This window comes from Hydrogenophaga sp. (genome assembly GCF_019635465.1).
Lineage (GTDB): Bacteria > Pseudomonadota > Gammaproteobacteria > Burkholderiales > Burkholderiaceae_C > Hydrogenophaga.
Genome location: NZ_JAHBZK010000011.1, coordinates 114,928 through 127,864, shown reverse-complemented (window position 1 = coordinate 127,864; position 12,937 = coordinate 114,928). Strand labels below are relative to the sequence as shown.

Genomic DNA, 12,937 nt, shown 5'->3' with positions numbered 1-12,937 from the left:
CCATGCTCAAGATAGAGAACCTGACCAAGAAGTTCGGCGGCAACGCGGCCGTCAACAACGTGTCGACGACGGTCGACGAGGGCAAGATCAACGCCATCATCGGTCCCAACGGCGCGGGCAAGACGACCTTCTTCAACCTCATCAGCGGTGTGCACCGACCCACCTCGGGCACGATCACTTACGACGGTCGCGACATCACCGCCTTGCGCACCGATTCGGTCGCCCGTCTGGGCGTGGCGCGCACCTTCCAGTCCACCACGTTGTTCGACAACGCCAGCGTGCTCGACAACCTCATCGTTGGTCACCGCCTGCGTACGCGCTCGGGTCTGCTCGACGTGTTGTTCGGCTCGTCGCGCCTGCGCGAGGAAGAGCGTATTTGCCGCGAGAAGGCCCGCAGCGCGCTGGACTTTGTGGGCTTGTCCCGTCTGGAGCACAGGCTGGCTGGCGACATCTCGCAGGAGGAGCGCAAGCGCGTGGCCTTTGCGTTGGCGCTGGCGACCGAGCCGCGCCTGGTGCTGCTCGACGAGCCTGCGGGCGGCGTCAACCCGGAGGAGACGGTGGGCCTGGCGGAGCTGATCCGCAAGATGGTCAAGAGTGGGCTGACGGTCTGCCTGATCGAACACAAGATGGACATGATCATGAGCCTGGCCGACAAGATCCTCGTGCTCAGCTACGGCGAGAAGATCGCCGAGGGCACGCCCGCCGAGGTCAAGGCCAACCCGGCCGTGATCGACGCCTACCTGGGGAGCGACCATGCTGACATTTAAGGATGTCTCGCTCCACTATGGCGCGTTTCGTGCGCTCGAGAACGTCAACCTGCACGTCGAGGCCGGTGAACTGGTGGTGCTGCTGGGTGCCAATGGTGCAGGCAAGAGCTCGATCTTTCGTGCGCTCTCCGGCCTGACGCCGATCTCGGGCGGCGACATCGCCCTGAGTGGCACCGCGCTCAAAGGCATGAAGCCCTCGCAGGTGGTGCGCCAGGGCGTGGTGCAGTGCCCTGAAGGGCGCAAGCTGTTCCTGCAGATGTCGGTGCTCAAGAACCTGATGCTTGGCGCCTATGTGCATCACCGCGACAAGGCGGAGAACCAGCGCCGTCTTGAGGAAGTGTTCTCGCTGTTTCCGATCCTGGCCGAGAAGCGCCATGACGCGGCGGGTTCGCTCAGCGGCGGTCAGCAACAGATGGTGGCCATCGGCCGAGCCCTCATGGGGCGACCGCGACTGCTGTTGCTCGACGAGCCCTCGCTGGGCCTTGCCCCCCTGGTTGTCAAACAGGTGTTCGAGGTGGTGCGGGGCATCAACAAGGCCGGCACCACGGTATTGCTGGCCGAGCAGAACGCCTATGCGGCGCTCAAGATTGCCAGTCGCGCCTACGTCATCGAGCGCGGTCGCATCGTGCTCGAGGGCGATCGCGACAGCCTCATGAACAACGAAGCGGTGCGCAAGGCCTACATCGGCGCCTGAGTCACCTCCATCGCTTTTCCCCACGAGCCCCGCTCGATTTCTTTTCACCCACCCCCAGGAGACACTCATGATCAGAAGGCAGTTCACCCAGATCGCCGGCGCTGTAGCCGTGGCAGGCCTCTTTGCCTGGTCGCCTGCGCAGGCACAGGAAGTTGTGAAGATCGGCTACTCCGGCCCGCTGAGCGGCGGCGCCGCGCAGTACGGCAAGAACACGCTCGACGGCCTGTCGTTTGCCGTTGACGAACTCAATGCCTCGGGCTTCGAGGTAGCGGGCAAGAAAGTTCGCTTTGAAGTGGTGGCGCTCGACGACAAGTACAACCCGGCCGAGACCGGCATCAACTTCCAGCGCCTGGTGCAGGAGCACAAGACCCCGGTCGTGATGTGCCCACATTCGGGTGGCGGCTTCGCCATCCAGACCAAAAACGTTGCGACCAAGACCTTGCTGCTGTCGTACACCAGCGTGCCGCAGATCACCGAGCGCGGCAACCCGCTGACGCTGCGCATTCCGCCCGAGTTCACCTCGTACATTCCGGCCTTCGTCAAGCACGCCATGTCCGCGTTCGGCAAGAAGGTTGCGATCGCCAACGCCGACCACGACTACGCCAAGGCCTGGACCAAGGCGTTCGTGCCGGCTTGGACGGCCGCCGGTGGCGAAGTCGTGGCCGAAAACCCCATGAGCTACAACCGCGCCACCGACTTTTACAGTGGCGTGAGCAAGGTACTCGCGGCCAAGCCTGATGTGCTGTTCATCGGCGGCGCGTCCGAGCCCACGGCGCTGGTGGTCAAGCAGGCCCGTGAACTGGGCTTCAAAGGCGGCTTCATCATCATCGACCAGGCCAAGATGGACCAGATGAAACCCATCCTGGGTGGCAACTACGCCATGCTCGAAGGTGCCATCGGCGTGCTTCCGCTGATCGACGACGGCACTGCCGGCGCCAAGGCCTTTGTAGGCACCTGGCTCAAGGCCTATCCGGGCCGCGATCCGGCCTCGGAAATGTCACTGAACTACACCGCGATGCTCGCCACCGCCGAAGCCATGAAGCTCGCTGGCACGACGACCGATGCAATGGCCATTCGCGCCAATCTCGACAAGGCCTTCAAGAACCTCAAGGGCAGCCAGAATCCGCACAACCTGGACGGGGTGGATGCGCGTGGCGGCTCGACGGCCAAGACCCGCGTGGCCGTGGTCGAGAACGGCAAGATCAAGGAAGTCACGCTGGCCAGCTTCAACTGACGGGCCAGCCACTCCTCGATTGGGCGACCTGATCGCTGCATTCGGCGATGAGCAAAGCACCTGCTTCGGCGCTCACACCCCTGATCGACGGGTTGTGCTTCGCCGAAGCGCCGCGCTGGCGCGACGGTCGCTTGTGGTTCTCCGACTTCTTCCATGCCAAGGTCTTCTCTGCCAGTGAGCAGGGAGACCTGCGCGCGGAATGTGAAGTGCCAGCCCATCCCAGTGGACTGGGGTGGCGCCCCGATGGCCACTTGTTGGTGGTCTCGATGCAGGACCGGCGCCTGCTCATTCAGCGCGACGGCCAACTGCAGACCCTGGTCGACCTGACACCGCTGACTGGCGGCCATTGCAACGACATGGTGGTCGACGCGCAAGGGCGGGCCTATGTGGGCAATTTCGGGTTCGATCTCTATGCGGGCGAACCGCTGCGGCCAACCCGCCTGCTGCGCGTGGACCCCGATGCCAGTGTGCACGTGGTGGCCGATGACATGGTGTTTCCCAACGGCATGGCCATCACACCCGATGGCGGCACGCTCATTGTGGCCGAGACCCACGTGCACCGGCTCAGCGCCTTTGACATTGCACCCTCCGGAGCCTTGTTGCGGCGGCGCATCTGGGCGGATCTGCCCGGTGTGTTCGTCGACGGCCTGTGTCTTGATGCCGAGGGGGCCATCTGGGTGGCGGACGCGCGCGGGCAGCAGGTGCTCAGGGTCGCGCCGGGCGGCGAAATTGTGCGCAGGGTGTCCAGCGGCGCGCACAACAGCTATGCCTGCATGCTCGGTGGGCACGATGGCCGCACCTTGTTTGTCTGCACCGCGCCAGGCATCGGGCCGGTGCAAGGTGCACGCCGGGAAGGGCGTATCCAGACCTTGCGGGTCGACGTGCCCCACGCTGGCCTGCCCTGAAGGTCGCCTGCGCAGACGACGCGAGCCGCTGTTTTCACCCCGTTCGCACTTGGAAAAACAGTGTGAACAGGCCCTAGTCAAAGACGATCATGCCGCGCGCATTGCGCCCGGCGGACAGATCGGCAAAGGCCTGGGGTGCCTCGTCGATGCGGTAGCGGTGTGTGATGAGTTCGTCGAGCTTGAGGCGGCCCGCCCGGTAGAGGGCGATCAGGCGCGGAAAGTCTTCACGCGGGCGACCCGAACCGTAGTAGCAGCCCGTCAGTGTTTTCTCTTCGAGAGAGAGTGTGAGTGTCTTGAGGGTGGTGGTGTCCTTGACGCTGGCCACACCCACCGCCACGGCGGTGCCGCCTTTGCGCAGGCAGCCGTAGGCCTGTGCCACGACCTCGCCAAGCCCGACGCATTCGAACGCATAGTCGGCGCCGCCCCCGGTGAGCTTGCGCAGCGTCTTGACGAGGTTGTCGTCGTGGCTGGCGTTGACGGTGTGCGTGGCACCGAACAGGCGCGCCAGCTCGAGCTTGCTGTCAGCGCGATCGACTGCCACGATCATGGCCGCACCCGCGATGTGACAGCCCTGGATGGCGTTGAGGCCGACACCGCCGGCGCCGAATACCACGGCGGTCGACCCGGGTTGCACACGCGCTGCGTTGACCACCGCGCCAACGCCGGTCATGACACCGCAACTGACCAGGGCGCAGCATTCCATGGAAACCGCCTGTTCGATTTTCACCACGTTGTCCTGGTGCAGCGTGGCCATGTCGGCCATGACGCCGCAGCCCGAGAAAATGTTGAGCGGATTGCCCGCCATGTCGTGCAGACGTGTCGTGCCGTCGGGCAAGGTGTACGTGGCCTTGACCGCCTGATCGCACAACTGGGGCCGACCGGTGCTGCAGTAGCGGCAATGGCCGCACATGCTGACGAAGGAGGTCACCACGCGGTCGCCCACGGCCAGTTGATGCACGCCGTCGCCCACGGCGATCACCGTGCCTGCACCCTCGTGACCAAGCACCACCGGTGGCGGCAGCGGAATGATCCCTTGCGCGGCCGACAGGTCGCTGTGGCACACGCCGCACGCCGACATCTGCAGCATGACCTCGCCTGTACGCGGTGGGTCGACCCACACGTCCTCGACGGTGACCGGCGCACCGTGCGCACGCGCCAGGACGGCCCGCGCCTTGCGCTTCTCGCTCATGCACGCACCCCTTCGCTGTCGATCCGGCTCTGCTGCTCCTGCAGGTGGCGCCACATGATCTTGCCGGTGCCGGATTTGGGCAGTGCGTTGGTGAACTCGACGATGCGTGGGCTTTTGTAAGCGGCCATGTGCTGGTGCGACCATTCGATGATGTCGCCCTCGCTGACTTGTCCCTTTTGCTCGGGCTTGAGCACCACCACCGCTTTGACGGTTTCACCTCGCTTGGCATCGAGCGCGCCGATCACGCAGACTTCCAGAATGGCCGGGTGCTGGTACATGAGCGTCTCGACCTCGGCCGGCCAGACCTTGTAGCCGCTGGCGTTGATCATGCGCTTGAGCCGATCCATCATGAAGAAATAGCCGTCTTCGTCGATGCGCGCCAGATCGCCGGTGCGCAAGAACCGCCGGCCCGCCAGGTCGATGAAGGCCTCGGCCGTGGCCGCGTCGTTGCGCCAGTAGCCCTGCATCACCTGCGGCGCGTGCACCACGATCTCGCCGGTCTCGCCCGCTGGCAATTCCTGCAGGGTCTGCGGATCGATGACGCGGGCATCAACGTCGAACACTGGAATCCCCAGGCATTGCGGCTTGGGGCGCTGCGGCGGGTTGATGTGGGTGGCGGCCATGGTCTCTGACATGCCATAACCTTCGACATAGTCCAGGCCCAGCAACTGCTTGAGCTTGTGCGCCACGGCGGCCGGCATGGCAGCGCCTCCGCCACGGATGCCCACCAGCCGGGACAGGTCGTACTCGCCAATTCGCGGATTGGCCAGAAAGTCCACCACCATGGTGCTGATCGCTTGCCAACTGGTCACGCCGTGGCGTTGCATCAGCTCGGCGGCGGTCTCACGGTCCCAGCGCGACATGACCACGATGGTGGCGCCCAGATACAGCGGTCCGTTCATGCCGCCAGCCATGCCGGTGACGTGAAAGAAGGGCAGTACAGACAGCATCACCGCGTCCTGGCTGCGCGCAAACCACTGCATGCCACCAATGGCGGTGCATTGCACGCTGCGGTGTGTGTGCATGCAGCCCTTGGGGTGGCCGGTGGTGCCCGAGGTGTAGGGCATCACGCACAGGTCGTCTGGGCCGACGGTGTGGTGCTCGGGCACCGGGCGCGCGGCCAGCACGTCGCTCCAGGCGTGCAGGCCGTCGCCCTCGACAGGCTGACGGGGCGCCGTCACAAACGGGGGCAGGCGCAGCGTCGACTCGCCCTGCAGGTAGTCGCTGTAGGTGGCCACCACCACGTGGACCAGCGTTCGGTCGCTGCTGCCGCCATGGCCGCGGTGCAGCGGCAGCAACTGGGGCAGCAGGTCTTGCGCGGTGATGGCGACGCTGGCGCCGCTGTCGGCCACGTAGTGCGCCAGTTCCTCGGTCATGTTCATCGGGTTGACCGGCACCACCACCGCGTTGGCACGCAGGATGGCGTAGTAGCCGATCACCCATTGCGGGCTGTTCTGCAGGTACAGCAGTACGCGGTCGCCGGCCTTCACGCCGCACACTTGCTGCAAGTGGCCAGCCAGGCACTCGGCCTGATCGCGAAACTGCCCGAAGCTCAGCGGTGTGTCGTAGTAGACGATGTAGGGCTTGTCGGGGTAGCGCCGTGCCGAGACCTCGGCGTTGAACCACAGGCTGGTCTCGGGAAGCGTCAGGTGGTGGGGCAGCCCGGCGGGCCAGTGACTGTGATGAGGAGCGGTGTTCATGACGATGGCGCCAGCACGCGGGCGATTTCTTCCTTGGCGATGGCGTTGCGGTGCACTTCGTCGGGGCCGTCGGCAAAGCGCAGCGTGCGGGTGGACGCGTAGGCGCGCGCCAGTCCGAAGTCGTCGCTGACGCCGGCGCCACCATGCACCTGCATGGCCCAGTCGATGACCAGCAGCGCCATTGAGGGCGCCGCCACCTTGATCATGGCGATCTCCTGCCTGGCAGCCTTGTTGCCGACCTTGTCCATCTTCCAGGCCGCGTGCAACACCAGAAAGCGCGCCTGATCGATCAGGATGCGCGACTGCGCGATGCGCTCGCGGGTCACGCCCTGGTCGGCAAGTTTGCGGCCAAACGCGGTGCGCTGGTTGGCGCGTTGGCACATGGCCTCCAGTGCACGCTCGGCGCGGCCAATCACGCGCATGCAGTGGTGGATGCGTCCCGGGCCCAGGCGGCCCTGGGCGATCTCGAAGCCACGGCCTTCGCCCAGCAGGATGTTTTCGAGCGGTACGCGCACGTCGGTGAACTGCACTTCGGCGTGACCGTGTGGCGCGTCGTCGTAACCAAACACCGGCAGCGAGCGCAGCACCTCGACGCCCGGGGTGTCCATCGGCACCAGGATCATGGACTGCTGCGAATGCCTGGGCGCCTCGGGGTCGGTCTTGCCCATGAAGATGAGCAGCTTGCAGCGCGGGTCGTTGGCGCCACTGGTCCACCACTTGCGGCCATTGATTCGGTAGTGGTCGCCGTCGCGCTGGATGCGCGCCTCGATGTTGGTCGCGTCGCTGGAGGCCACCGCGGGTTCGGTCATGGCAAAGGCCGAGCGAATGCTGCCGTCGAGCAAGGGCGGCAACCAGCGCGCCTGCTGCTCGGGCGTGCCGTAGCGCACGATGGTTTCCATGTTGCCGGTGTCGGGGGCCGAGCAATTGAAGGGCTCCGAGCCGATCGGCGAACGACCCATGATTTCCGCCAGTGGGGCGTACTCCAGATTGCTCAGGCCCGCGCCCAGCGGCGAGTCCGGCAGGAACAGGTTCCACAACCCGGCCGCCTTGGCCTTGTGCTTGAGCGCTTCCATCACCGGTGGCTCCTGCCAGGGATTGCCGGCCGCACGAAACGCTTTCATCTGCGCTTCAAACACGGGCTCGGCCGGCACGATGTGTTCGTTCATGAAGGCGCGCACGCGCGCTTGCAGGTCCTTGACCTTGGGGGAATGGTCGAAATCCATGGGGTCTCCGTGTGGGATCGAGAGGGAACGTCAGTGATTGATCGACTGCGCCAGCGCCCAGGCCTGCTCGGCCAGTGGGCGCGCGCGACGACCGGTCTGCACGGCCGTGGCATTGGACGCATTGCCCAGCTGTGCGCGGTGGGCAATGCCTTGCAGGATGCCGACCAGTCGAAACATGTTGAACACCAGGTAGTAGGCCCAGTCGCGACCGGGCACGGGCTGCTTGCGCTCGGTGCGCATCAGGTAGCTCGCCAGGTAGCGCGCCTCACCCGGGATGCCCAGTGCGGCGGTGTTCACGCCCGCCAGGCCGCGAGAGCCCTGCGGCATGCGCCAGGTCAGGGCGTGGTACGCGAAGTCGACGAGGGGATCACCCAGCGTGGCCAGCTCCCAGTCGAGGACCGCGAGGATGCGCGGCTCGCTGGGGTGGAAGATCACGTTGTCGATGCGGTAGTCGCCATGCACGATGCGGGTCTCACCCTCGGGCGGCATGTGCTGTGGCAGCCAGTCGATCAAGCGCTCGACGGCATCGATGGTCTCGGTCTGCGCGGCCTTGTACTGGCGCGTCCAGCGCGCCACCTGGCGCTGCAGGTAGGCGCCGGGGCGCCCGAAGTCGGCCAGTCCAACCGCGGCCGGGTTCACCCGGTGCAGGGCGGCCAGCACGCGGTTGAGTTCGTCGTAGATGGCGGCGCGCGCGTCCGGCGTTTCGCCGGGCAGGGTGGGGTCCCAGAAGATGCGGCCGCTGACGTGGTCCATCACGTAGAAGGCCGAACCGATGACCCTTGGGTCCTCGCACAGCGCGTGCGCGGTGGCCACCGGCACCTCGGTGTTCGCCAGGGCGCGGATCACGCGGAATTCGCGGTCAACCGCATGCGCCGACGGCAGCAACTCGCCCATGGGTTTGCGCCGCAGCACGTAGCGCCGCTCCCCGGCCTGCAGCAGAAAGGTCGGGTTGGATTGCCCCCCCTTGAATTGCGCCACCGACAGCGGACCGTCGAAGGCGGCGACATGCTGTTGCAGCCAGACCGCCAGGCGGTCTTCGTCGAACTGGTGCGCCGGTGCCACCGGCTGAGTGCCGGTGAAAAGGGCCTGCGGGTCGCTCATGCGATCGGGTCTGCGGCAAGCATTCGCGTCAGATGGCGGACGAGCCCCCATCGACCGCGATGTATTGCCCGGTGATGTGACGCGAGGCCTCGCTGGCCAGGAACACCACCGTGCCCATCAGGTCCTCGTCGCCGCCGAGACGCTTGAGCGGCGTGCGCGCCGTCACCGCGTCGCCGATTTTCTCGAGCAGGCCTTCGGACATCTTCGAGGGGAAGAAGCCCGGGCATATGGCGTTGACGTTGATGTTGTAGCGCCCCCATTCGCTGGCCAGCGCACGCGTGAAATTGATGGCCGCCGCCTTGGAGGTGTTGTAGGCCACGGTGTGCACGCCCGGCCCCATGCCCTTGAGGCCGGCCACCGAGGCGATGGTGATGATCTTGCCGTGCTGGCGCGGGATCATGCAGCGCCGACCCACCTCGCGCGAGAGGAAGAAGGGCGCATTGATGTTGAGGTTCATCACCTTGTGCCAGGCCTCGTCGGGGTAGTCCTCGGCGGGTGCGCCCCAGGTCGCGCCAGCGTTGTTGACCAGGATGTCGATGGGCCCGAGCCCGCTGACGACTTCGTCGACCAGGGCCGGTACGCGGTCGGTCTTTTGCAGGTCGCTCACCACGGTCTGCACCGTGATGCCGAGCGCCTGCAGGTGCTGCCTGGCCTCGGCCAGCTCGTCGGCCTTGCGCGCGCTGATGGCGACCTTGCAGCCCATCTCGCCCAGGGCCTGGGCCATCTGCAGGCCCAGCCCCCGCGAGCCTCCGGTGACCAGGGCCACCTGGCCGTCCAGTTGAAACAGTTGCTTCACGCTCATGGGCGTCTCCTTCAGCAGACTTCGAACAGCCCGGCGGCACCCTGGCCGCCACCGATGCACATGGTCACCACGACGTACTTCGCGCCGCGCCGCTTGCCTTCGATCAGCGCGTGGCCGGTCAGGCGCGCACCGCTGACGCCATAGGGGTGACCCACCGCGATGGCGCCGCCGTTGACGTTGAGCAGTTCATCGGGAATGCCCAGCCTGTCGCGGCTGTAGATCACCTGGCAGGCAAAGGCCTCGTTGAGTTCCCACAAGCCGATGTCGTCGACCTTGAGGCCGGCGCGCTGCAGCAGGCGCGGCACCGCGAACACCGGCCCGATGCCCATCTCGTCGGGCTCACAACCGGCGACGGCGAAGCCGCGAAAGATGCCCAGCGGCTGCAGGCCCAGTTGCTCGGCGCGCTTGCCGTTCATGACGACACAGGCCGATGCCCCGTCAGAGAACTGGCTGGCGTTGCCCGCGGTGACCACGCCACCGGGCAGGGCAGCGCGAATCTTCTGTACCCCCGCCAGCGTGGTGTCGGGTCGGATGCCTTCGTCGCTGTCGATGGTCACCGCTTGGGTGGTGACCCGTCCGCTGGCCTTGTCCACCACGCCCATGGTGGTGGTCATGGGCACGATCTCGTCCTTGAAGCGACCGGCTGCCTGCGCCGCGGCGGCGCGCTGCTGACTGCGCACGCCGTACTCGTCCTGCGCGAGCTTGCTGATGCCGTAGCGCTGGGCCACGGTCTCGGCCGTCTGCAGCATGCTCCAGTACAGCTCGGGTTTGTGCTCCACCAACCAGGGGTCACGACGCATGTGGGTGTTGGCCTCGTTTTGCACGCAGCTGATGCTCTCGACCCCCCCGGCCACGATGGCGGGCGCACCTTCGAGCATCACGCGCTGGGCGGCCATGGCGATGGTCTGCAGGCCCGACGAGCAAAAGCGGTTGACCGTCATGCCTGCCACCGTGACAGGAAGGCCCGCGCGCAGGGCGATCGCGCGCGCGATGTTGCCGCCGGTGGTGCCTTCGCCGAAAGTGCCGCCCATGATGCAGTCCTCGATCTCGCCCGGGTCCACGCCGGCGCGCTGCACCGCGTGTTGCACCGCGTGGCCACCCAACGTGGCGCCATAGGTCATGTTGAAGGCACCCTTCCAGCTCTTGGCCAGCCCGGTGCGCGCGGTGGAGACGATGACGGCGTCGATCATGAAATGGCTCCTCGGTGTTCTTGTGTTCAGGCGAAGCGCTGACCCTCTTCGGCCAGCTTGCGCAGCAGGGGAGCGGGTTGCCACCAATCGAACGCGCCCGGTTCGCTGGCGAAACCACGCAGGGCACGCACCACGTTGAACAGGCCGACCTCGTTCGCATAGCACATGGGCCCACCGCGATGGGCAGGGAAGCCGTAGCCATTGAGGTAGACCAGATCGACGTCGGAGGCGCGCACCGCGATGCCTTCTTCCAGAATGCGCGCCGCTTCGTTGACCAGCGCGAACACGCATCGTTGCACCACCTCTTCATCGCTCACTTTGCGCGGGGTCACGCCCTTGGCCGCGCGGTACTCGTTGACCAGTTGTTCCACAACGGGGTCGGGCAGGGCGTCGCGCGCGCTGGGCTCGTAGCGGTACCAGCCGGCGCCGGTCTTCTGGCCAAAGCGGCCCAGCTCGCACAATTTGTCGGCAACGGTCGGCTCGTGCGGCACGCCCGCTTCGGCAGCGCGGCGCTTGCGCGTGGCCCAGCCGATGTCCAGCCCCGCCAGGTCGCCCATGCGAAACGGACCCATGGCAAAGCCGAAGCGCTCCAGCGCCTTGTCGATTTGCTGCGGTGAGGCGCCCGCCACGATCAGCGCGTTCGCGGCGGCGCCGTAGCGTGCCACCATGCGGTTACCGATGAAGCCGTCGCACACACCCGAGACCACCGAGACCTTGCGAATCTTTTTGCCCAAGGCCAGCGCGGTGGCCATCACATCTTTGGCGGTCTGCTCACCGCGCACGATCTCGAGCAGTCGCATGACGTTGGCCGGGCTGAAGAAGTGCAGGCCGAGCACATCCTGCGGCCGCGAGGTGAAGCCGGCAATGCGGTTGATGTCCAGGTACGAGGTGTTCGAGGCCAGGATGGCTCCGGGCTTGCACACCGCATCGAGTTGGCGGAACACCGATTCCTTCACGTCCATCTGTTCGAACACGGCCTCGATCACAAGGTCGACATCCTTGAACGCGTCGTAGCTCAGCGTGGGCGAAATCAAGGCCAGGCGCTGCGCGACCTGGTCGGCGGTGAGCTTGCCGCGGCGCGCGCTGTTATCGTAGTTGCGCCGGATGGTCGCCAGCCCGCGCTCGAGGGCTTCCTGGCTGGATTCGAGCAGCACCACCGGGATGCCGACGTTCAGGAAGTTCATGGTGATGCCGCCGCCCATGGTGCCGGCGCCGATCACCCCGACCCGCTGGATCGGTCGCAACGGCGTGTCGCTCGGCACATCGGGCAGTTTGCCCGCGGCGCGCTCGGCCGCGAACACATGGCGTGCTGCGCGCGATTCGGGTGTGTTCATAAGCGCAAAGAAGGCCGCGCGTTCGCGGCGCAGGCCTTCGTCGAAGGGTTGGGTCACGCTGTCGGCCACGGCTTCCACGCAGGCCAGTGGCGCCGGCAAGCCCTTGGCGGCCGCCTTGACGCTGGTGCGTGCGAACTGCAGAAAGGCGTCGGTGCCGGCGCTGGGCAGTTTGATGTCGCGCAGGCGGCGCAGGGGCATTCGCTCGGTGGCGGCCCGGGCGGCAAAGGCGATTGCAGCGGCCACCACATCTGCTTCCACCACCTCGTCGACCAGGGTGGTGCCGGCAAAGGCAGCGGCCTTTTGCGGTGCGCCCGAGACGATCATGTTCAGTGCGGCCTCCACACCGATCGCTCGCGGCAGGCGTTGAGTGCCCCCGGCACCCGGCAGCAGGCCGAGCTTGACCTCGGGCAGGCCGAGCGTGGCGTCCTTTCGCGCCACCCGGTAGTGGCAGCCGAGCGCGAGCTCCAGACCGCCGCCCAGGGCGTGCCCTGCGATGGCTGCAATAACGGGCTTATGGGCGTCGTCCAGGGCGCGGATCACGTCCGGCAGGTTGGGCGACATCGACGACTTCGGTGTGCCGAACTCGCGCACATCAGCTCCTCCGGAGAAGAGCGACTCGCCGCCGGTCAAAACGATGGCGGCTATGGCCGGATCGGCCAGTGCGCGATCCAGGGCCGACAGGATGCCCGCGCGAAGCGCATGGCCCAAGCCGTTGACCGGCGGGTTCTGAAAGGTGAGCACGGCCACTTGGCCTTGCGTGGTGAGGGCCACCGGATGCATGGGGAGTCTCCACTTGTG

Annotated in this window: 11 protein-coding genes; 4 read left to right on the top strand and 7 right to left on the bottom strand. The window is 66.3% G+C overall.

The features are described from left to right. The first annotated feature begins 2 nt into the window (after nt 1-2). From KF871_RS11910 to KF871_RS11895, 4 genes are all read left to right on the top strand, one after another. Nucleotides 3-767, top strand: a complete 765-nt coding sequence (locus KF871_RS11910; protein WP_291142483.1) for an ABC transporter ATP-binding protein — start codon at nt 3-5, stop codon at nt 765-767. After that, a complete protein-coding gene (locus KF871_RS11905; RefSeq protein ID WP_291142481.1) occupies nt 754-1,461 on the top strand; it encodes an ABC transporter ATP-binding protein in 708 nt (235 codons plus the stop codon). The genes KF871_RS11910 and KF871_RS11905 overlap by 14 nt, the downstream gene beginning before the upstream one ends. Before the next feature lie 67 nt (nt 1,462-1,528). Then, nucleotides 1,529-2,695 (top strand): ABC transporter substrate-binding protein, encoded by a 1,167-nt coding sequence (locus KF871_RS11900; RefSeq protein ID WP_291142478.1) that lies wholly within the window; start codon nt 1,529-1,531, stop codon nt 2,693-2,695. Between the two features lie 47 nt (nt 2,696-2,742). After that, nucleotides 2,743-3,600: an SMP-30/gluconolactonase/LRE family protein gene (locus KF871_RS11895; protein ID WP_291142475.1), complete on the top strand. Its 858-nt coding sequence runs from the start codon at nt 2,743-2,745 to the stop codon at nt 3,598-3,600. Between the two features lie 73 nt (nt 3,601-3,673). Here the strand turns inward: KF871_RS11895 and KF871_RS11890 are convergent, their stop codons facing one another. The 7 genes from KF871_RS11890 to KF871_RS11860 are packed head-to-tail and all read right to left on the bottom strand — an operon-like array spanning nt 3,674 to nt 12,919. Continuing rightward, a complete protein-coding gene (locus KF871_RS11890) occupies nt 3,674-4,789 on the bottom strand; it encodes a Zn-dependent alcohol dehydrogenase (protein ID WP_291142473.1) in 1,116 nt (371 codons plus the stop codon). After that, entirely contained in the window at nt 4,786-6,489 is a 1,704-nt protein-coding gene (locus tag KF871_RS11885) for a long-chain fatty acid--CoA ligase (RefSeq protein ID WP_291142471.1), read from the bottom strand. Before KF871_RS11885 ends, KF871_RS11890 begins: the two co-directional genes overlap by 4 nt. After that, nucleotides 6,486-7,712 (bottom strand): acyl-CoA dehydrogenase family protein, encoded by a 1,227-nt coding sequence (locus tag KF871_RS11880; protein ID WP_291142469.1) that lies wholly within the window; start codon nt 7,710-7,712, stop codon nt 6,486-6,488. The genes KF871_RS11885 and KF871_RS11880 overlap by 4 nt, the downstream gene beginning before the upstream one ends. 30 nt (nt 7,713-7,742) lie before the next feature. After that, nucleotides 7,743-8,813: a phosphotransferase gene (locus KF871_RS11875; protein ID WP_291142466.1), complete on the bottom strand. Its 1,071-nt coding sequence runs from the start codon at nt 8,811-8,813 to the stop codon at nt 7,743-7,745. 28 nt (nt 8,814-8,841) lie between these two features. Beyond that, the gene (locus tag KF871_RS11870) at nt 8,842-9,615 is read right to left on the bottom strand and encodes an SDR family oxidoreductase (protein ID WP_291142464.1); all 774 of its coding nucleotides are present in this window, start codon (nt 9,613-9,615) and stop codon (nt 8,842-8,844) included. A gap of 11 nt (nt 9,616-9,626) precedes the next feature. Beyond that, entirely contained in the window at nt 9,627-10,805 is a 1,179-nt protein-coding gene (locus KF871_RS11865) for an acetyl-CoA C-acyltransferase (protein ID WP_291142462.1), read from the bottom strand. Between the two features lie 26 nt (nt 10,806-10,831). Beyond that, on the bottom strand, nt 10,832-12,919 hold the full coding sequence (locus KF871_RS11860) for a 3-hydroxyacyl-CoA dehydrogenase NAD-binding domain-containing protein (RefSeq protein WP_291142460.1): 2,088 nt from the start codon (nt 12,917-12,919) through the stop codon (nt 10,832-10,834). Nucleotides 12,920-12,937: the final 18 nt, after the last annotated feature.